The following is an 18,199-nucleotide window of genomic DNA, read 5'->3' as shown; positions in this document are numbered from 1 at the left end:
CCTCGTCGACGGCGAACTCGGCTCCAAGGTCCTCGCCGACGTCGCCGCGATCCTGGAGCAGCCGAAGCGGTTGATCAGCTGGGCGTGAAGGCCGCGCACCGAGCGGATGCATGACGGGAGGGGCGCCACGAGCCGGAGTCGTGGCGCCCCTTCCGCGGTCCGGGCGGCTCAGTTCAGCCTGGCGAAGCCGTAGTTCATCAGCTTCGTCGCGTCCTTGGCGCGCTGCGCCGAGGACGAGGAGGTCAGCACCGTGCCCACGACGGTCTTCCCCTTCCGGGTCGCGGCGAAGACCAGGCAGTACTTGGCCTCCTGGCCCGAGCCGGTCTTGACGCCGATCGCGCCGCTGTAACTACCGAGCAGCGTGTTGGTGTTGACCCAGGGCGCCATGGTGCGGGTGCCGCCCTTCCTCGTGACCGTCTTCGCCGTGTACTTCCTCGTCTTCACGATCGTGCGGAAGGTGGAGTTCTTCAGGGCGCTGCTCGCCAGCTTCGTCAGGTCGCGCGGCGTGGAGTAGTTCCCGCCGTTGCCGATGCCGTCGAACGAGTCGAAGCGGGTGTTCTTCAGGCCCAGCTTCTTCGCCTCCGCATTCATCTTGCCGATGAACGACTTCACGCGGGCCGCACGGGTCTTCCCCGTGCCGAACCTGTCGGCGAGGGCGTACGCGGCGTCGCAGCCCGACGGCAGCATCAGCCCGTACAGCAGCTGCCGGACCGTCACCTTGTCGCCGACGATGAGGCGGGCGGAGGACGCGTTCTTCGAGACGATGTAGTCGCTGTATGCCATCTGGACCGTGACCTTGGCGTCCAGGTTCAGCTTCGGCTGGGAGAGGACGACCTTGACGGTCATGATCTTGGTGGTGGAGCCGGTGGCGCGCCTGGTGTCCGCGGCCTTGGTGTAGAGCGCCCTGCCGTTCGCGTCGTTCATCACGAAGCCGCCCTTGGCGACGATCGAGGGCGCGGCGGCGGCCCGTGCGGGCGCGGCGGTGACCCGTCCGGGTGCGGCGGCGGCCTGCGCGGGTGCGGTGAGGGCTCCGGTCGCGAGTACGGCCCCGCCGGTCAGGGCGGCGGTGACGGCGGCGCGGAGGCGGATCCCCTGCATGACGTTCAACAAGTCGAGTACCCCGGTTTCGGTGAATTCCCCTGGCGCGCGGCCGAGTTGTGGTCGATGTGGTGCCGGCCGCGTCCGTGCGACATGTGAATAGCACGGATGGCCGCGCGGTGGCCGGGGCGGTTCACCGCGTCCCCCTGACGAGTGGCCGGACGTCCGCATGGTGGACCGTCGCATTCTTGCGTCCCTGTTGTATCTATCCTGTCGGCATGACCACGGCAGTGAAGCAACCCCCCGCGGCGGACCGCGTCTACACCCACGTCAAGCAGGGCGTCCTCGAGCGCCACTACGAGGGCGGGACCCTGCTCACCGAGGGTGAACTCGCCGAGGCCGTGGGCGTCTCCCGCACACCGGTGCGCGAGGCGCTGCTCCGGCTCGAGGCCGAGGGCCTGATCCGGCTGTATCCGAAGAAGGGGGCGCTGGTCCTGCCCGTCTCCGCCCAGGAGATCGCGGACGTGGTGGAGACCCGGCTGCTGGTCGAGGAACACGCGGCGCGCAAGGCCGTACCGGCCCCGCCCGCGCTCGTGGAGCGGCTGGCGGAACTGCTCGACCGGCAGAAGGAGCAGGCCGCCGCCGGCGACTTCGCCGCCGCCTCCGTCACCGACCGCTGCTTCCACGCCGAGATCGTCCGCAGCGGCGGCAACGAGATCCTCTCCCGCCTCTACGACCAGCTCCGCGACCGCCAGCTGCGCATGGGCGTCGCCGTCATGCACTCCCACCCCGACCGGATCGCCAAGACCCTCGCCGAGCACGAGGAGATCCTCGACGCCCTGCGCGCCGGGGACGCGGAGGCGGCAGTCGGCGTGGTCCACCGGCACGTGGGCTGGTTCTCGCACCTGGCCCGGGGGGAGGTCCGATGAGTTCGGCCACGTCGGCCGGGAAGGCGCTGCCCGGAGACCCTCCGGGCGGCCGGCGCGCGATCGCCGTCTGGGGCGTCGGCGTCTCCGTCTACTTCGTCGCCGTCATCTTCCGTACGTCCCTGGGGGTGGCCGGCCTCGACGCGGCCGACCGCTTCCACGTGAACGCCTCCGCCCTGTCCACCTTCTCCATCCTCCAGCTGCTGGTCTACGCCGGTATGCAGATACCCGTCGGCCTGCTGGTCGACCGGCTCGGCACGAAGAAGGTGCTGGGCATCGGTGTCGTCCTGTTCACGGTCGGGCAGCTGGGCTTCGCCTTCTCCCCCTCGTACGGCATGGCGCTCGCCTCGCGGGCGCTGCTCGGCTGCGGGGACGCGATGACCTTCATCAGCGTGCTGCGCCTCGGCACCCGCTGGTTCCCCGCCCGGCGGGGGCCGATGGTCGCCCAGCTCGCCGGCCTGGTCGGCATGGCGGGCAACCTGGTCTCCACCCTGGTCCTGGCCCGGCTGCTGCACGGCATCGGCTGGACGGCGGCGTTCGCGGGCAGCGCGCTGGCCGGTGTGGTCGTCTTCGTCCTGCTGCTGCTGTTCCTCAAGGACCACCCCGAGGGGCACGAGCCGGAGCCGCTGCCGCACCAGGGGGCCGCGTACGTACGGCGGCAGATCGCCATGTCCTGGCGGGAGCCGGGGACGCGGCTCGGGCTGTGGGTGCACTTCACCACCCAGTTCCCGGCGATGGTGTTCCTGCTGCTGTGGGGGATGCCGTTCCTGGTCGAGGCGCAGGGGCTGACCCGGGCGACGGCCGGCGGGCTGCTGACCCTCGTGGTGCTGTCCAACATGGCGGTCGGCCTGGTCTACGGCCAGATCATCGCCCGGCACCACGCGGCCCGGCTGCCGCTGGCGCTCGGCACGGTGGGCGCGACGGCGCTCCTGTGGGCGGCGACACTCGCCTATCCGGCCGACCGTGCGCCGATGTGGCTGCTCGTCGTGCTGTGCACGGTGCTCGGTGCCTGCGGGCCGGCGTCGATGATCGGTTTCGACTTCGCACGGCCGGCGAATCCGCCGGAGCGGCAGGGAACGGCGTCCGGGATCACGAACATGGGGGGTTTCGTGGCGTCGATGACCACCTTGTTCGCGGTCGGGGTGCTGCTGGACGCGACCGGTGACGACTACACCGTCGCCTTCTCGTCGGTGTTCGTGCTGCAGGCGCTGGGCGTGACGCAGATTCTGCGGCTGCGGAAGCGGGCGGCGCGCAGGGAGCGGGAGCGGTTGGTGGCCAGCCGGGTGGAGACGGTGCACGTGCCGGTGTAGGCGCGGGGACCGGTGCGGGCCTGGCCGGGGGCTTGCTGCCCCCAGGCCCCGCTCTCGGCCCGGACGGCCTCGTCCTCAGGCGTCGGACGGGGCGGTCCCGTTCCCCGGCGTCACTCTCCCCGGTGTCACTGGGTGACCACGAAGTTCCGCAGGATGGCCGTCGCCAGGTCCGGGTCGCCCTCCGTCTTGATGCGGTCCGCCGCCGCGTCGGGGCTCACCCGGCCGCAGGCCAGGCGGACGTAGGTCTCCCAGTCGAGGGTGAGGGTGGCGGCGGGGCCGAGGGCGGGGGCCGTCTCCAGGGTGCCGCGGCCCTGGATGTCGACGCGGATCGTGCGCAGGAACTCGACCGGGCCGTGGACGTCGAAGACGACGGCGGAACTGCGCGGCGCGTCGGCGCGTTCGGCGACGACGGCCGGCAGCGCGGCGAGCAGGACGTCGCGGGCGACGTGCGCGCCGGGGGAGTCCAGGTTGCCGGGACGGCCGAGGGCCGTGCGCAGGTCCTGCTCGTGCGCCCACACCTCGAAGGAGTGCCGGCGCATCGACTCCTCCAGGGTCAGCTCGGTGCCGAACGGGCCGCGCACCTTCGTGCCGGGGTCACGCGACTCGTTCCGCAGCTGCCGGTTGCGCCGGATGATCATGTACTCCAGCTCGGACGTCATCTCCGGCGCCGTGTGGTGGCGGCGGACGTCGACCTGCATCTCCATGTAGCGCTGGTGGTCGTTGGTGACGTGGAAGAGGTCGCGCGGGAGGGTGTGGATGGGGCGCGGGTCGCCGAGCATCTCGGAGTCCAGACCCATGACGTGGGAGACGACGTCGCGCACCGACCAGCCCGGGCAGGGGGTGCGGCGGTTCCACTCTGCTTCCACAAGCGGCTGGACCAGCTCGGTTATCGCCTCGATGGAGTGAGTCCAGGCGTCGGCGTAGGGCTGGAGGGTGGGATGCAGACTCACGGAACGGGACCCCTCGGCGGTCGGTACACGGGCGGTTGTCTCGGCGGCGGCGCCTGCGGGAGGTGGCGGCGGTCAGTGGGTGTGTCGAAACGCTAAGTTACGCTGCTGTGCGGCACCCCGGCAGTGCTTTCGTGTGACGATCGTAGGCCGTGTGGACACCCTTGGGGACGGCCCGAATGGCAGGACGGTGGTAGCGTGCGCGCCTCTTTGATCCAAATCGACGTGAACGGGGGCGAATCCGTCGAAGCGCGCCGTCGGCGGGCGGCCTCGCTGGTACGGGACGCGGCGGGCGCGGATCTCGTCGTACTCCCGGAGCTGTGGACCACGGGCGCCTTCGCCTTCGACGAGTTCGGCGCGGAGGCCGAGCCGCTCGAGGGCCCGACGTACGAGGCGATGGCGAAGGCGGCGAGTGACGCGGGTGTGTGGCTGCACGCGGGGTCCGTCCCCGAGCGTGCCGCCGACGGGCGGCTCTACAACACCTCTCTCGTCCTCTCCCCCTCCGGTGACCTGGCCGCCGCCTACCGCAAGATCCACCGGTTCGGCTTCGACCAGGGCGAGGCCGTACTGATGGGCGCGGGGCGCGAACTGGTGACGGTCCCTCTGCCCGGGACGACCCTTGGCGTGGCGACCTGCTACGACCTCCGCTTCCCCGAACTCTTCCGCGGCCTCGTCGACGCCGGTGCCGAGACGCTCGTCGTCCCGGCGGGCTGGCCGGAGCGCCGCCGGTCGCACTGGACGCTCCTCGCCCGGGCGCGTGCGGTGGAGAACCAGGCGTTCGTCCTCGCCTGCGCAACGGCCGGGACGCACGCCGGAGTTCCGCAGGCCGGTCACTCGGTCGTGGTCGATCCGTGGGGCGAGGTGCTGGCGGAGGCCGGCGCGGACGAGGAGGTGCTCACGGTGGAGTTCGACCCGGCGGAGGTGGCGCGGACCCGCGAACGGTTCCCGGCACTGAAGGACCGGGTGCTCGGGCTGGAGCCCCCTCGGCGGTAGGCCCGCCCGCGCGGCCCCGGTGAGCGGGGCCTGGTGAGCGGGACGTGGTGAGCGGGACGTGCTGAGCGGGACGTGCTGAGCGGGGCCCCTCGGCCCCGTCGGCGCCGCCGTGAGCGGCCCGTCCACCGGGCTGCGGGTAGGCCGGCACCCCGTACGACGACGACGGCTCCCGAGGCCGGAAGCAGGCCTCGGGAGCCGTCGTGACGCGTTGCTCGGGGTCAGGCGGGACTCACTTGGTGAAGTAGCCGGTGATGTCGGCGATCAGGTCGACCGTGCCGGCGTGGTTGTAGAAGTTCACCTTGCCGTTGACGACGGGGACCACCACGAGGTTCGGGATGGTCTGGCCGGCGGTGAAGTTCAGGTTGGACGCGGAGGTGCGGGTCGTGCCGTCCGGGTAGACCGAGACGTAGGAGGACGAGGTCGGGTTGGTGGCGGTCACGTTCAGGACCACCGCCGTGACGCCCTCGGCCGGGACGCCCTCGACGCCGGCGACGGGCAGCGTCACCTGGCCCCGGGGGCCGACGGCCGCCTTCGGCACGCCGATGCCGTAGCGGGTGTCCATCAGCCGCTTCGGACCGAGGTTGATGTGCGAGGCACCCTCGGTCCCCGAGGTGAAGTAGCCGGTGATGTCGGCGATCAGGTCGACCGTGCCGGCGTGGTTGTAGAAGTTCACCTTGCCGTTGACGACGGGGACCACCACGAGGTTCGGGATGGTCTGGCCGGCGGTGAAGTTCAGGTTGGACGCGGAGGTGCGGGTCGTGCCGTCCGGGTAGACCGAGACGTAGGAGGACGAGGTCGGGTTGGTGGCGGTCACGTTCAGGACCACCGCCGTGACGCCCTCGGCCGGGACGCCCTCGACGCCGGCGACGGGCAGCGTCACCTGGCCCCGGGGGCCGACGGCCGCCTTCGGCACGCCGATGCCGTAGCGGGTGTCCATCAGCCGCTTCGGACCGAGGTTGACGTGGGTCGAACCGTCGGTGCCCGTCGTGTAGTAGCCCGTGACGTCGGCGATCAGGTCGACCGTGCCCGCGTGGTTGTAGAACCGCACCTTGCCGTCGACGACCGGGACGACCACCAGGTTCGGGATGGTCCGGCCGGCGGTGAAGTTCAGGTTCGACGCGGACGTGCGCTCGGTGCCGTTCGGGTAGACCGAGACGTAGGAGGACGAGGTCGGGTTGGTCGCGGTGACGTTCAGGACGACCGCGCCGACGCCGGTGGACGGGACCACGCCGTTGCCGGTGACCTGCAGGACCACCTCGTCGCCGGAACCGACCTTGGCCTTCGCCACGCCCAGGCCGGACCGGGTGTCCATCAGCCGGGTCGGGGTGACCGGCTTGAAGGTCTTCGGGCCGGGCACGGTGACCGTGACCGGAGCGGACGTCGTCACCTTGCCCGAGGTGTGTGTGGCGCGGACGGCCACCGTGTGCGCGCCGTACCCCTCGATCGTGACGGACGACGTGCGGATGTGGCCCCAGCTCCAGCCGACGGCCTGGCCGTCGACCAGCACCTCGAACTTGTGGATCAGGCCGTTCTGGGTGGACGTGGTCCAGTTGACCGAGGCCTGGCCGGGCGTCTGGTAGCCGCTGCCCGCCTTGGTCGCCTCACCGCTCAGCGACGTGACGGCGAGTCCCGCCACGGTGCCGCTCGCGTAGCCCCGGATCGTGGGCAGCTGCGGGTACAGCATGGTGCCGGGGCACTCGGTGTTGTAGCCGTTGCGGTGCCCGGAGACGGCGTCGAAGGTGTAGTCCTGACCGGCGGTGAAGGACGTACGGAAGTAGTTCGTCTGCGTGGCGCCCGCGGTCAGCGTGGCCTTGCCCGCGGGGTTGACGCCGTACTGGCCGAGCTTGTACGCGATCACCCGCGACGCCGAGACCAGGGCCGCGTCGGGCGCGGTCTGCCGCGTGTAGTTGCCGATGAAGGCGACGCTCGTCGACTGGGAGTTCCAGCCGTAGGTGTGGGCTCCCATCACCGGCTGGTCGATGCCGCCCTGGCGGCCCTCGAAGATCTTGCCGCACTTGTCGACGAGGAAGTTGTACCCGAGGTCGCGCCAGCCGTTGGTCTTCACGTGGTAGACGTGGATCGCCCGGACCACCGCGGCGGACTCCGAGCAGTCGTACTCCGCGTCCGTCGTGTGGTGCACGAAGGCGGCACGTATCTTGCCGTCCGGCAGGTAGATGGGGCCCTCGTCGTTCAGGCTCTCGTCCGCGCCCCAGTCGGCGCGGGAGACGATGGCCGGCTGCGGCGCCGAGGACGCCGGGCCGGGCGTCGTGGGCGGCACGTCCTGCGCGAAGGCGGCGGGCTCGGCGTTCAGGGTCCCGGAGGCGCCGTCCGCCTCGGTGGTGCCCGGGTCGACCAGGTCGAGGCGCAGACCGGCCGGCAGGGTGCCGTTGGCGGCGCCGTCACTGATGCGGACTTCGGCGCCGTCGGAGGCTTCGACCCAGATCGGCTCGGTGGAACCGCGCGCGCCCGCGCGACGGCCGTCGAGCAGCGCCGGGTAGGGCTCGAGGTCCTTCCACTCGCCCCACTCACCCGTCTCGGCGTTCCTGGCCCGCGCCTGGATGGTCCCCTCGACCGTCGCCGCGGGGTCCGTCCAGGAGACACCCAGGAGGGCGAAGCGCTCGGTGTCCCGCCGGGACAGCACGGCCTCTCCCCGGCCCTTGTCGGCGAGCGCCAGCCTGTGCACCTCGCTCTTGACGGGCGCGGACTCCTGCCCGGCGGCGCTGTACACGCTCGGCTGGTGCGCCGTCGCGTTCCCGGTCCCGACAGCGGCGCCGCCCGCGACGCTCTGCAGACCCAGGACCGCGACGACACCGAGGGCGGAGCCCACGGCCGTACGGCGTACTCGACGTCTCAATCTCAAGTTGTTCCCACCCCTGTATGAACATGACACGAACGATCGACCGCATGGTACTGACCCGCGCGGGTACGCCATGTGCCGGGGCGTGCGGAGCGCCGTCCGCGACGCCGTGACCGGCCGGGGACCCGGGCGCCGCGCGGGCCGCGTACGCGTGCCGCGGGCGCTTTACCGGCGGGGCGCCTCACCGAGCGGAGCCGTACCTTCCGGGCGTCGGGGCCGTACCGTCCGGGCGCCGTCCCGGCGCCCTACGCTCGGACGCCGTACCGGCGGAGTGCCGCGGCAGCGGCACCGGCCCAGCCCTCCCGGCCGCTTCGTCGCGCACCGCCGTCAGTCGTTCCCCCGCTCCTTCTCCGCCAGGTGGATCACACACACCGTCAGCGCGATCAGCAGCGCCGGGTCCGCGTCGTCCCGGACGACGTCGACGCCGTAGGTGTCCCGGAGGGTCAGCCACCGCCGGGAGACGACGGCCAGCAGCTCACCGTCGTACTCGATGGCGAACTCCCGGTCGAGGACCTTGCCGCTGACGTCCAGCTCGGTGCCGTCGGCCAGGGAGACCAGGTAGTGGTTGCGCAGCAGCGACAGCCGCTTCCGCTTGATCCGGGCCAGGGGCTCGCCGCCCCGCTCGATCACCATCGTGTCGCGCAGGGTGAGCATCTTCTGGCGGATGTCGATGAGCACGTTCCCCTGGGTGTCCTTCAGCTCCCAGGTGTCCCGCAGCCGCATCGCCTTGCCGTCGACGAGGTACGCCTTGGCGCCCTTGTCGTCCTCGATCCAGTAGTCGTCACCGATGCCGAGGAGCCGGTCGTACACGAGGAATCTCATGACGTGATCGCTTCCCCCGCACCCGGGCCGAAACGCCGCCGGTAGGCCGACGGGCTGAGCCCCGTCTCGCGCCGCAGCCGGGCCCGCAGGTTCGCGGCGGTGCCCAGCCCGCTCCGCGCCGCGACCACGTCCAGCCGCTCCTCCCCGCGCTCCATCATCCGCCGGGCGAGGGTCACGCGCTCGGCCGTCAGCCAGGCGAGCGGCGTCGTCCCCAGCTGCGCCCGGAACCGCCGGTGCAGGGTCGCCGGTGACACCGCCGCGCGCTGCGCGAGGTCCGGCACGGTCAGGGGCTCGCCCAGCCGCTCCTGCGCCCACTCCAGCAGGGGCGCGAGCGACTCGTCGGGCACGTGCGGCACCGGTCGCTCCACGAACTGCCGCTGCCCGCCGTCCCGGTGCGTGGCGAACACCAGCCGCCGGGAGACGGCGTTGGCGGTCTCGGCGCCGTGGTCCTTGCGCCAGATGTGCAGCCCGAGGTCGAGCGCCGCCGCGCTGCCCGCGGCGGTGAGGATGTCGCCCTCGTCCACGAACAGCACGTCCGGCTCCAGCAGCACCCTCGGGTGCAGTCGGCGGAAGGAGTCCGCCCAGAGCCAGTGCGTGGCGGCCCGCCGCCCGTCCAGCAGCCCGGCCTCGGCGAGCGCGAAGCTGCCGGTGCAGAGGCTGACGACGCGTGCGCCCCGCGCGTGCGCGCGCCGGATGGCGTCCAGGACGGCCGGGCCGCGCGGTACGACGTTGTCCGGCCGGCCGGGGACGACGAGCGTGTCGGCCTCGTCGGCGATCTCCAGCCCGGGTACGCCGGCGAGCGTGAAGAACCCGTGGTTCATCCGGATCCCGGGGGCCGGCCCGCACAGCGACACCTCGTACAGCGGGTTGGCCGGCCCCAGCTCGGGCCGCGGCAGCCCGAACAGCTCGGTGGCGCAGCCCACCTCGAACGGATTGGTGCCTTCGTCGACGATCACGGCGACCCGGTGGGGTCGCGGCGGCTGAGAGGATCCTTGCGGCATGTGCGGTTTCTAGCACTCGTCCGCCGGGTGCGGCAGCCCGCACGATGACGTCATGTCACAGGAACCCGTCTCCCTCGCCTCCGCCCTCGCGTCCTTCACCGAGCAGTGGAGCCCCCGCATCGTCACCACCGTCAACGACTACGACGTCCGTATCGCCAAGGCCGAGGGCGAGCACGTCTGGCACGTGCACGACCACACCGACGAGTTCTTCCTGGTCCTCGACGGCGAACTCCGCATCGCGCTGCGCGAACCCGCCGGGGAACGCACGGTCGTCCTGCCCAAGGGCTCGGTCTTCACCGTCCCGCGCGGCACGGAGCACAAGCCGTACGCCCCCGTCCCCACCGAGATCCTGCTCCTCGAACCGACGGGGACGTCGACCGTGGGCGACCGGCACGACGAGGTGCCCGCCCACGTGGACGCGACGACGGGGCACGCGCTGACGTGAGCACCGGGCGCCGCCCCTGATCTCCGGGTGGGTCCCGCCTCCGGCCGGGCCCAGCTCAGGTACGGGGCCCAGGGACCCGCGCCTCAGCCCGTCCCCACAGCTCCTCGCCGTGTTCCGCGAATCGGTCGAACATGCCTCCGCTGCCGTGCCGACGCAGATGCAGCAGCGGGGAGTCGTGGCCCACCAGTCGCGCGAGATGGGGCGTCACCAGGGCGTCGTCGTCGAACCGGAACACGGACAGGCTGACGTGGTTGATGGCGTCCTCCGGTGCGGAGACGCGTGTCTCCACGCCTTCCACCGGCCCGAGGCGGTCCAGGTGTTCCAGCGTGATGCTGATGCGCGTCGAAACGGTCAAGGCGACGTCCTCGACGGTCTCTCGCTGCCGGGTCACTTCTCCGTTCGGATCCCCGAGCAGAAACCGCACGCGGCATCCCGCGTCCGCCTTGCGTCGGACCGTGTCGGCGAAGTGGGGAACCTGGGACCAGAAGAAGTAGTTCGTGTAGCCGGCGAGGAACAGGTCCACTTCCGCCGACTCCACGAGCTCGGTCCAGACCGTCGACGGGCACGCGGACCGGTACGGGTAGCTGTGGACCAGTTCGCGGTCGGTCCCCGTCTTCACGCGGTCTTGCACAGCCTTTGGCCACAACATCTCTTCGTCCACTCCCAGCGCCCGGCAGGCGTCCGCTCGGTTTCTCGCGTGTGGTGTGAGGTCAGGATTGCTCAGCCATCGTTCCACCTGCTTCGTCGATACCCCCGCCCGGTACGCGAGCTGCCGGGCGGACAAACCCGCGTTGTGCATCGCGCACTTGAGAGCATCGTTCAAGTCAACCCCCGCAACCGAACCTTTCGGGCTTTCTTCGAAGCTGGTGCTCAACGTTCCAACTGTCCGCTGTACGGCCGAGATACGTCCGCAAGGGTGGGCCACGATCCCGTCATGACCGAACCCACGCGATACAGCACGCCCCCCGTTGAACTGCCGCTGCGCCTGAACCAGGAACCGGCACCGGTCGAGGGATGCGCGGCGTGCGCCGAACTCACTGCCGTACGGGACCGTGCGCGATCCGTGGGCGACATGACGACCGTGACCGACTGCGACGTCTTCCTGCGGCGGCACCCCGAGGGGCACTGACGGGGCGCGCGGGCGCAGACCGGTCGGTCTCCGCGGTGGCTCACGGATCCGTGGAGGCGGCCCTGTTCACCGCCGGGCGGACTTGTGCCCGGACGCGCCGGACACCCGCGGCGGCGCTCAGGCGCCGTAGCCGTTGTTGTACCCGTCCCGCGTGTGGTGGTGGGGCCGGTCCTCGACGACCGGGGTCGTCGGCGGCATCACGACGCGGCGGCGCCGGGCGATGCTGCTGAACGTCGCGACACCGATCAGGCCGACGATCATGAAAATGACGCCGACCAGGTCGAGGTTGACGCCCTGCATGTCCCAGTCGGTCGCGAACGTGAGGATGGCTCCCACGGCGATGAGGATGATGCACCCGCCGAGGCCCATGAGTGTCGCCTCCCTGTAGAGCCGGTCGGTTCCGGTTTTCCGGCCGATCCGGTTCCGCTCGGGTACCCCCGGCCGGAACTCCCATGCGACGCACGGGCGTTCCGGCCGGAGCGGGCTCGAGGACTCAGCCCTCCAGGAACGCCACCAGGGCGTTCGCCAGCAGGTGCGGGTCGTCGGCGCCGCACAACTCCCGGGCGCTGTGCATCGAGAGGATGGCCGCGCCGATGTCGACGGTGCTGATGCCGTGCCGGGCCGCGGTGATCGGGCCGATGGTCGTGCCGCACGGCATGGAGTTGTTGGAGACGAAGGTCTGGAAGGGGACGTTCGCCTTCTCGCAGGCGGCGGCGAACACCGCGCGGCCCGAACCGTCCGTGGCGTAGCGGTTGTTGACGTTGACCTTGAGAATGGGGCCGGCGTTGACGCGCGGCTGGTGCGTCGGGTCGTGCCGTTCCGCGTAGTTGGGGTGGACGGCGTGGCCGGTGTCGGAGGAGAGGCAGACGGTGCCGGCGAAGGCGCGCGCCCGGTCCTCGTAGGAGCCGCCGCGCGCGAAGACCGAGCGCTCCAGCACGCTGCCGAGGAGCGGGCCGTCCGCGCCCGTGTCCGACTGGGAGCCGGTCTCCTCGTGGTCGAAGGCGGCCAGGACCGGGATGTACGGGAGGTCCGCGCCGGAGGTCGCGACGGCGGCCAGGGCGGCCACCCCGGCGTGCACGGACAGGAGGTTGTCCATGCGGGGACCGGCCACCAGCTCCTTGTCGCGGCCCAGGTACGCCGGGGGTTCCACGGAGTGGGTCATCAGGTCCCAGCCGGTGACCTCGCCGCGGGCGAGCCCCGCCTCGTCCTCCAGGAAGGCGATCAGGTCGCCGTCGCGGACGGTGTCGCCGAGGCCCCAGACGGGCTGGAGGTGGCGCTGCTTGTCGAGCTTGAGGCCCTCCGCGGACACGTTGCGGTCCATGTGGATGGCGAGTTGCGGGACGCGCAGCAGCGGGCGGTCGACGTTGACCAGGCGGGTGGTGCCGTCACGCAGGGTGAGGCGGCCGGCCAGGCCCAGGTCGCGGTCGAGCCAGGAGTTCATCAGGGGGCCGCCGTAGATCTCCACGGCGACCTGCCGCCAGCCGTGCGCCCCGGTGTCCGGGCGGGGCTTCACGCGCAGGTTGGGGGAGTCGGTGTGCGCGCCGACGATGCGGAAGGGGGTGTGCGGCGCGGCGCCCTCGGGGACGTACCACGCCACGATCGCACCGCCGCGCAGCACGTACTTGCCGCCGCTCGTCCCTTCCCAGGCGTCCGTCTCCGCGACCTGCCGGAAGCCCGCCTTCTCCAGCCGCTCGGCGGCGGCCGCCACGGCGTGGTACGGCGTGGGGCCGGCCGCGAGGAAGGACATGAGGTCGTCGGTGTGGCCGCGGTCGAAGCGGGAGGGTGCGCTCATGGGTTTACCTTAACGACGCGCGAGGGCCCGCTTCCGGTAGACCGGGAGCGGGCCCTCGTGAGGGTGTGAGGGGAGTGTGGAGACCGGACCCCGGTGGCTAGAAAGCCGCCTCGTCCAGCTCCATCAGGTCCAGCTCGACGCCCTGGGCGACCTTGCGGGCCAGGGTGACGCCGGGCAGGACGTTCGCGGCGAAGAACTTCGCGGCGGCGATCTTGCCGGTGTAGAAGGCCTTGTCCTTGGCGGAGGCCGTCGGCAGCTTCTCGGCGGCGATGGCGGCGCCCTTGAGGAGCAGGTAGCCGACGATCACGTCACCGGAGGCCATGAGGAGGCGGGTGGTGTTGAGGCCCACCTTGTAGATGTTCTTGACGTCCTGCTCGGTGGCGGCGAGGTCGGTGAGCATGACGCCGACGATGGCCTCCAGCTCGACGGCGGCCTTGGCCAGGTGCTCGCGGGCGCCGGACAGCTCCTCGCCGCCGGTGCCGAGGGCGAGGAACTCCTTGATGTCCTCGGCGAGCGAGTTCAGCGCGGCGCCCTGGTTGCGGACGATCTTCCGGAAGAAGTAGTCCTGGCCCTGGATCGCCGTGGTGCCCTCGTACAGGGTGTCGATCTTGGCGTCGCGGATGTACTGCTCGATCGGGTACTCCTGGAGGAACCCGGAGCCGCCGAAGGTCTGGAGCGACTGGGCGAGCTGCTCGTAGGCCTTCTCCGAGCCGTAGCCCTTGACGATCGGCAGGAGCAGGTCGTTGAGGGCGTGCTCGGTGGCGGCGTCCTCGCCGTTCGCCTCCTTGACCTGGATCTCGTCCTGGACGGAGGCCGTGTACATCACCAGCGCGCGCATGCCCTCGGCGTACGCCTTCTGCGTCATGAGGGAGCGGCGGACGTCCGGGTGGTGCGTGATGGTGACCTTGGGGGCCGACTTGTCCATGAAGTTGGCCAGGTCGGGGCCCTGGACGCGCTCCTTGGCGTACTCCAGGGCGTTGAGGTAGCCGGTGGAGAGGGTGGAGATCGCCTTCGTGCCGACCATCATGCGGGCGAACTCGATGATGCGGAACATCTGGCGGATGCCGTCGTGCTTGTCGCCGATCAGCCAGCCCTTGGCGGGGTGGCGGTCGCCGAAGGTCATCTCGCAGGTGTTGGAGGCCTTCAGGCCCATCTTGTGCTCGACGTTGGTGGCGTAGACGCCGTTGCGCTCGCCGAGCTCGCCGGTCTCGAAGTCGAACTCGTACTTCGGGACGAGGAAGAGGGACAGGCCCTTGGTGCCGGGGCCGGCGCCCTCGGGGCGGGCGAGGACGTAGTGGAGGATGTTCTCCGACATGTCGTGCTCGCCGGACGTGATGAAGCGCTTGACGCCCTCGATGTGCCAGGAGCCGTCCTCCTGCTGGACCGCCTTGGTGCGGCCGGCGCCGACGTCCGAGCCGGCGTCCGGCTCGGTGAGGACCATGGTGGAGCCCCACTGCTTCTCCACGGCGAAGGACGCGATGTGCTTCTGCACCTCGTTGCCCTCCTCGAAGAGGATGCCGGCGAACGCGGGGCCGGAGGAGTACATCCACACGGCCGGGTTGGCGCCGAGGATCAGCTCCGCGTAGGCCCAGATCAGGGAGCGCGGCGAGGTGGTGCCGCCGATCTCCTCGGGCAGGCCGAGCCGCCAGTACTCGGAGTCCATGAAGGCCTGGTAGCTCTTCTTGAAGGACGCCGGGACCGGCGCGGTGTTGGTCTCCGGGTCGAAGACCGGCGGGTTGCGGTCGGCGTCGGCGAAGGACTCGGCCAGCTCGTTCTCCGAGAGGCGGGTCAGCTCCTCCAGGACGCTCTTGGCGGTGTCCGTGTCCATCTCCGCGAACGGGCCGGTGCCGTAGACCTTGTCGCGGCCGAGCACCTCGAAGAGGTTGAACTCGATGTCCCGGAGATTCGGCTTGTAGTGCCCCATGGCGACGGCTCCGTTGAGAGATCGGCGAGGCACGTACTCCTCGCATCTGTACACATACCAACTACACGTACCGAGTAGTAGCTCCGATGATGCTACCCGCCGGTAATAAGAAGCAACCCCGAGCGGGGCATCTGTGACTCGTCACTCGCTACTCTTTGCGGCATGTACGGCTACGACCAGACCGCGGGCCAACAGCAGCAGCAGTACGCCCCGCCGCAGCAGCCGATGTCCGGCGGGATGTCCGGCGGATACGGGCAGCAGCCGCCGCTGTACCCCGAGCCGTCCCCGCCCTCGCTCGCGGACGCGGTGCGCGCCTTCACCACCGGCCAGATGTCCGCCGAGGACTTCCAGCAGATCTTCGCGACCTCGAAGGTCTACTGCCCGCGCGGTGACAACCCCGGTTTCCTCGCGCTGCACAACACCCAGCAGCCGGTGATCCCGATGTTCACCGGGCTCAAGGAGCTGCGCCGGTACGCGGGCAAGGAGTCCAAGTACTTCGTGATCACCGGCGCGGAGGTGATCGACCTGCTGCCGACCGGCTACGGCTTCGTCCTGGACATGGAGGGCGAGCACCGGATGGTGTTCGACGCCAAGGCTGTCGAACAGATGGTCGATTTTGCGATGCGCCGCATGTACGGCTGACGGATGCCGCCGCTGTGCAAGCCCGGAGGGAATGCCCTCCGGGCTCTCTCTGTTCAAGGTGGCAGAAAGTTCAACGCTCAACTAAAATGGGTGTACCCGAGGAGGTACCGACATGCCTGCAGTGACCGTCGAGAACCCGTTGACGCTGCCCCGCGTATCCGCACCCGCCGACGCCGTCGCACGTCCCGTGCTCACCGTCACGACCGCGCCCAGCGGTTTCGAGGGGGAGGGCTTCCCGGTGCGCCGCGCGTTCGCCGGGATCAACTACCGCCATCTCGACCCGTTCATCATGATGGACCAGATGGGCGAGGTGGACTATCAGCCTGGGGAGCCGAAAGGCACCCCGTGGCACCCGCACCGCGGCTTCGAGACCGTCACCTACATCGTCGACGGCATCTTCGACCACCAGGACAGCCAGGGCGGTGGCGGCACCATCACCAACGGCGACACCCAGTGGATGACGGCCGGTTCCGGTCTGCTGCACATCGAGGCGCCGCCGGAGCAGCTGGTCATGTCCGGCGGGCTGTTCCACGGGCTGCAGCTGTGGGTGAACCTGCCGGCCAAGGACAAGATGATGGCCCCGCGCTACCAGGACATCCGCAGCGGCAGCGTCCAGCTGCTCACCTCCCCGGACGGCGGCGCGCTGCTGCGTGTCATCGCCGGTGAGCTGGGCGGTCACGAGGGCCCCGGGATCACGCACACGCCGATCACGATGGTCCACGCGACGCTGGCGCCGGGCGCCGAGGTCACCCTGCCCTGGCGGGAGGACTTCAACGGTCTGGCGTACGTGATGGCCGGGCGCGGGTCGGTGGGTGCCGAGCGGCGGCCGGTCCACCTGGGGCAGACGGCGGTCTTCGGTGCCGGTGGCTCGCTGACCGTCCGTGCGGACGAGAAGCAGGACTCGCACACGCCCGACCTGGAGGTCGTGCTGCTGGGCGGGCAGCCGATCCGGGAGCCGATGGCGCACTACGGGCCGTTCGTCATGAACACCCGGGAAGAGCTCCAGCAGGCCTTCGAGGACTTCCAGAAGGGCCGGCTCGGCACCGTCCCGGCGGTGCACGGCATGTCGGAGGCCGGGCTGTAGGGCTCGCTGGAGCTACACGCGGACGAGCCCGCCCGGACACGGGAGGGCTCGTTCCGCGCTTGCTGCCGCCTTCTCGGTTCCCTCAACGGGTCGGGTCGGCAGCTCGATGAACCTGTGCACGTTTGTCGACGGCACCCGCATGTGAGCCGTGTACGAGCCACACCTACGGCGGCCCCGCCCGGTCTTGACGCGCGACGGCATCGAGGGCGGGGCCGTGCCCGCTGACGTGGGGTGCCGGGGGTGGTGTGCGGGCGGTGTGTGGGGTGCGTCAGTTGGCTTGGGGGGTGGCGGCGTCCGGGCTGGGGTACCAGTCGGTGATGGCTGACTCGCTCACGCTGTAGGTGCCCGGGAGTTCGACGACGGAGAAACCGTCGGAGTCTCCCTCGGCGACGGCGATATCCGCCGCGTCGGCTTCCATCGCGTCCTCGGCCCGGGTGGTGTTCGGTATGAGGGTGGCGTAGGCGGCCGTGGTGCCGGAGAGCTCGATCGCGTCCGGAGGGGTGAGCTTCATCAGTTCGGACGGGTAGGGCTTGGCACTCTCGGAGTCGTTGAAGACGACCAGGGGTGCACTGTGGTCCAGCCAGCAGGCGATGCCGTCCTGGGCCTTGGCGGTGACGACGACGTAGTCGCCTTCACCGGCGGTGAAGGAGAAGTCCACGTCGCTGGTGGTGCAGATATCACCGCGTTCCCATGCGGGCCGGTCATCGGCGCCCGAGCCGCCCGAGCTGTTCGAGCTGTTGGAGCCGCCTGAGCCGCCTGAGCCGCCTGAGCCGCCTGAGCCGCCCGAGTTGCCTGCCGCCGTGCCCGTGGAGCCGGTGGAGCCCGTGGTCGCGGCCGGGGACCCGGAGGAGCTCTTGGTGGGAGCCCCGGATCCGCCGGTGGTCGGGGACGAGGGTTGCGCCGAGCTCTGCCCCGCGGCCGCGGTGTCGTCGTCGGAGTCACAGGCGGTGAGGCTGCCGGCGAGGGCCACCGTGGCGGTGACGGCCAGGACCAGGCGAGTGGGTCGGGCGGCGAGGTGTGAACGCATAAGAATCTCCATCGACTTGTCGGGACAGGGGGCTCAGTGGCCGAAGCCGGTCGCCGCGCCCTTGTCAGGGGTCAGGGGGGCGGTCGGCGGCCATCGGGTGTTCAGCGGTGGCTGCGGCGCATGGGTGTCAGGTTGCCGCGCCGGTGGGCGGCGATGAGCATGGGGATCGCGATCAGCAGGCTGAGGATGACGGGCACGATCGACGCCTCGAGGCCGAAGTCTCCGCCGGTCACCAGGTCGGGGCCGGTCGGGGTGGTGGTCA

General features: G+C 70.8%; 17 protein-coding genes and 1 pseudogene. 8 read left to right on the top strand and 10 right to left on the bottom strand.

Annotated features, from left to right (window positions below):
* Positions 1 to 88, top strand: a pseudogene (locus ACP4IX_RS35315) (2-oxo acid dehydrogenase subunit E2); the annotation flags it as partial.
* An 80-nt stretch (positions 89 to 168) separates the two neighbouring features.
* Here the strand turns inward: ACP4IX_RS35315 and ACP4IX_RS35310 are convergent.
* Positions 169 to 1,098 carry a D-alanyl-D-alanine carboxypeptidase family protein gene (locus tag ACP4IX_RS35310; RefSeq protein WP_426526872.1) on the bottom strand — a complete coding sequence of 310 codons (930 nt, stop codon included), beginning with the start codon at positions 1,096 to 1,098 and terminating at the stop codon, positions 169 to 171.
* Positions 1,099 to 1,316: 218 nt separating this feature from the next.
* Here ACP4IX_RS35310 and ACP4IX_RS35305 point away from each other — a divergent pair, with 218 nt between their 5' ends.
* Positions 1,317 to 1,967, top strand: coding sequence for a GntR family transcriptional regulator (locus tag ACP4IX_RS35305; protein WP_426526870.1), 651 nt, complete (start codon positions 1,317 to 1,319; stop codon positions 1,965 to 1,967).
* Positions 1,964 to 3,274 carry an MFS transporter gene (locus ACP4IX_RS35300; RefSeq protein WP_426526867.1) on the top strand — a complete coding sequence of 437 codons (1,311 nt, stop codon included), beginning with the start codon at positions 1,964 to 1,966 and terminating at the stop codon, positions 3,272 to 3,274. Before ACP4IX_RS35305 ends, ACP4IX_RS35300 begins: the two co-directional genes overlap by 4 nt.
* 125 nt (positions 3,275 to 3,399) lie before the next feature.
* Here ACP4IX_RS35300 and ACP4IX_RS35295 read toward each other — a convergent pair whose 3' ends face one another.
* A complete protein-coding gene (locus tag ACP4IX_RS35295; protein WP_426526865.1) occupies positions 3,400 to 4,224 on the bottom strand; it encodes a maleylpyruvate isomerase family mycothiol-dependent enzyme in 825 nt (274 codons plus the stop codon).
* A gap of 195 nt (positions 4,225 to 4,419) precedes the next feature.
* Here ACP4IX_RS35295 and ACP4IX_RS35290 point away from each other — a divergent pair, with 195 nt between their 5' ends.
* Positions 4,420 to 5,214, top strand: a complete 795-nt coding sequence (locus ACP4IX_RS35290; protein ID WP_426526863.1) for a carbon-nitrogen family hydrolase — start codon at positions 4,420 to 4,422, stop codon at positions 5,212 to 5,214.
* A gap of 229 nt (positions 5,215 to 5,443) precedes the next feature.
* Here the strand turns inward: ACP4IX_RS35290 and ACP4IX_RS35285 are convergent, their stop codons facing one another.
* The 3 genes from ACP4IX_RS35285 to ACP4IX_RS35275 all read right to left on the bottom strand — a co-directional run bounded on the left by ACP4IX_RS35285 (position 5,444) and on the right by ACP4IX_RS35275 (position 9,894).
* Positions 5,444 to 8,068: a peptidoglycan recognition protein family protein gene (locus tag ACP4IX_RS35285; RefSeq protein ID WP_426558644.1), complete on the bottom strand. Its 2,625-nt coding sequence runs from the start codon at positions 8,066 to 8,068 to the stop codon at positions 5,444 to 5,446.
* Positions 8,069 to 8,398: 330 nt separating this feature from the next.
* Positions 8,399 to 8,893: an LURP-one-related/scramblase family protein gene (locus tag ACP4IX_RS35280; RefSeq protein ID WP_426526859.1), complete on the bottom strand. Its 495-nt coding sequence runs from the start codon at positions 8,891 to 8,893 to the stop codon at positions 8,399 to 8,401.
* The gene (locus ACP4IX_RS35275) at positions 8,890 to 9,894 is read right to left on the bottom strand and encodes a helix-turn-helix domain-containing protein (RefSeq protein WP_426526857.1); all 1,005 of its coding nucleotides are present in this window, start codon (positions 9,892 to 9,894) and stop codon (positions 8,890 to 8,892) included. The genes ACP4IX_RS35280 and ACP4IX_RS35275 overlap by 4 nt, the downstream gene beginning before the upstream one ends.
* A gap of 52 nt (positions 9,895 to 9,946) precedes the next feature.
* On the opposite strand from ACP4IX_RS35275, the gene ACP4IX_RS35270 reads away from it, so the two are divergent.
* Positions 9,947 to 10,339, top strand: coding sequence for a cupin domain-containing protein (locus ACP4IX_RS35270; RefSeq protein ID WP_426526855.1), 393 nt, complete (start codon positions 9,947 to 9,949; stop codon positions 10,337 to 10,339).
* A gap of 55 nt (positions 10,340 to 10,394) precedes the next feature.
* Here the strand turns inward: ACP4IX_RS35270 and ACP4IX_RS35265 are convergent, their stop codons facing one another.
* Complete coding sequence (locus ACP4IX_RS35265; protein ID WP_426526874.1) at positions 10,395 to 10,988, bottom strand: XRE family transcriptional regulator; 594 nt, start codon at positions 10,986 to 10,988, stop codon at positions 10,395 to 10,397.
* A gap of 285 nt (positions 10,989 to 11,273) precedes the next feature.
* Between ACP4IX_RS35265 and ACP4IX_RS35260 the strand changes: the two genes are divergently transcribed.
* On the top strand, positions 11,274 to 11,468 hold the full coding sequence (locus tag ACP4IX_RS35260) for a hypothetical protein (RefSeq protein WP_426558642.1): 195 nt from the start codon (positions 11,274 to 11,276) through the stop codon (positions 11,466 to 11,468).
* Between the two features lie 117 nt (positions 11,469 to 11,585).
* Here ACP4IX_RS35260 and ACP4IX_RS35255 read toward each other — a convergent pair whose 3' ends face one another.
* The 3 genes from ACP4IX_RS35255 to ACP4IX_RS35245 form a co-directional block, all read right to left on the bottom strand.
* A complete protein-coding gene (locus tag ACP4IX_RS35255) occupies positions 11,586 to 11,837 on the bottom strand; it encodes a DUF6458 family protein (RefSeq protein ID WP_376674559.1) in 252 nt (83 codons plus the stop codon).
* A 124-nt stretch (positions 11,838 to 11,961) separates the two neighbouring features.
* Positions 11,962 to 13,260 (bottom strand): M18 family aminopeptidase, encoded by a 1,299-nt coding sequence (locus ACP4IX_RS35250; RefSeq protein ID WP_426521077.1) that lies wholly within the window; start codon positions 13,258 to 13,260, stop codon positions 11,962 to 11,964.
* Between the two features lie 97 nt (positions 13,261 to 13,357).
* A complete protein-coding gene (locus ACP4IX_RS35245; protein ID WP_426521107.1) occupies positions 13,358 to 15,184 on the bottom strand; it encodes an acyl-CoA dehydrogenase in 1,827 nt (608 codons plus the stop codon).
* Positions 15,185 to 15,346: 162 nt separating this feature from the next.
* On the opposite strand from ACP4IX_RS35245, the gene ACP4IX_RS35240 reads away from it, so the two are divergent.
* Both ACP4IX_RS35240 and ACP4IX_RS35235 read left to right on the top strand, forming a co-directional pair.
* Positions 15,347 to 15,826, top strand: coding sequence for an SseB family protein (locus ACP4IX_RS35240; protein ID WP_019324792.1), 480 nt, complete (start codon positions 15,347 to 15,349; stop codon positions 15,824 to 15,826).
* Positions 15,827 to 15,938: 112 nt separating this feature from the next.
* Positions 15,939 to 16,910, top strand: a complete 972-nt coding sequence (locus ACP4IX_RS35235; protein ID WP_426558640.1) for a pirin family protein — start codon at positions 15,939 to 15,941, stop codon at positions 16,908 to 16,910.
* Positions 16,911 to 17,178: 268 nt separating this feature from the next.
* Here ACP4IX_RS35235 and ACP4IX_RS35230 read toward each other — a convergent pair whose 3' ends face one another.
* On the bottom strand, positions 17,179 to 17,937 hold the full coding sequence (locus ACP4IX_RS35230; RefSeq protein WP_426558638.1) for a hypothetical protein: 759 nt from the start codon (positions 17,935 to 17,937) through the stop codon (positions 17,179 to 17,181).
* Between the last annotated feature and the right edge of the window lie 262 nt (positions 17,938 to 18,199).

This window comes from Streptomyces sp. WG5 (assembly GCF_049974565.1).
Lineage (GTDB): Bacteria > Actinomycetota > Actinomycetes > Streptomycetales > Streptomycetaceae > Streptomyces.
The sequence above is the reverse complement of the archived record's forward strand: the minus strand, read 5'-3'. Positions and strand labels throughout refer to the sequence as shown.

What these genes read in the sequence shown, in the direction of transcription:
- ACP4IX_RS35310 (WP_426526872.1), bottom strand. Translation starts at nt 1,098, where the DNA reads ATGCAGGGGATCCGCCTCCGCGCCGCCGTCACCGCCGCCCTGACCGGC.
- ACP4IX_RS35305 (WP_426526870.1), top strand. Translation starts at nt 1,317, where the DNA reads ATGACCACGGCAGTGAAGCAACCCCCCGCGGCGGACCGCGTCTACACC.
- ACP4IX_RS35300 (WP_426526867.1), top strand. Translation starts at nt 1,964, where the DNA reads ATGAGTTCGGCCACGTCGGCCGGGAAGGCGCTGCCCGGAGACCCTCCG.
- ACP4IX_RS35280 (WP_426526859.1), bottom strand. Translation starts at nt 8,893, where the DNA reads ATGAGATTCCTCGTGTACGACCGGCTCCTCGGCATCGGTGACGACTAC.
- ACP4IX_RS35275 (WP_426526857.1), bottom strand. Translation starts at nt 9,894, where the DNA reads ATGCCGCAAGGATCCTCTCAGCCGCCGCGACCCCACCGGGTCGCCGTG.
- ACP4IX_RS35270 (WP_426526855.1), top strand. Translation starts at nt 9,947, where the DNA reads ATGTCACAGGAACCCGTCTCCCTCGCCTCCGCCCTCGCGTCCTTCACC.
- ACP4IX_RS35265 (WP_426526874.1), bottom strand. Translation starts at nt 10,988, where the DNA reads ATGTTGTGGCCAAAGGCTGTGCAAGACCGCGTGAAGACGGGGACCGAC.
- ACP4IX_RS35260 (WP_426558642.1), top strand. Translation starts at nt 11,274, where the DNA reads ATGACCGAACCCACGCGATACAGCACGCCCCCCGTTGAACTGCCGCTG.
- ACP4IX_RS35255 (WP_376674559.1), bottom strand. Translation starts at nt 11,837, where the DNA reads ATGGGCCTCGGCGGGTGCATCATCCTCATCGCCGTGGGAGCCATCCTC.
- ACP4IX_RS35250 (WP_426521077.1), bottom strand. Translation starts at nt 13,260, where the DNA reads ATGAGCGCACCCTCCCGCTTCGACCGCGGCCACACCGACGACCTCATG.
- ACP4IX_RS35245 (WP_426521107.1), bottom strand. Translation starts at nt 15,184, where the DNA reads ATGGGGCACTACAAGCCGAATCTCCGGGACATCGAGTTCAACCTCTTC.
- ACP4IX_RS35240 (WP_019324792.1), top strand. Translation starts at nt 15,347, where the DNA reads ATGTACGGCTACGACCAGACCGCGGGCCAACAGCAGCAGCAGTACGCC.
- ACP4IX_RS35235 (WP_426558640.1), top strand. Translation starts at nt 15,939, where the DNA reads ATGCCTGCAGTGACCGTCGAGAACCCGTTGACGCTGCCCCGCGTATCC.
- ACP4IX_RS35230 (WP_426558638.1), bottom strand. Translation starts at nt 17,937, where the DNA reads ATGCGTTCACACCTCGCCGCCCGACCCACTCGCCTGGTCCTGGCCGTC.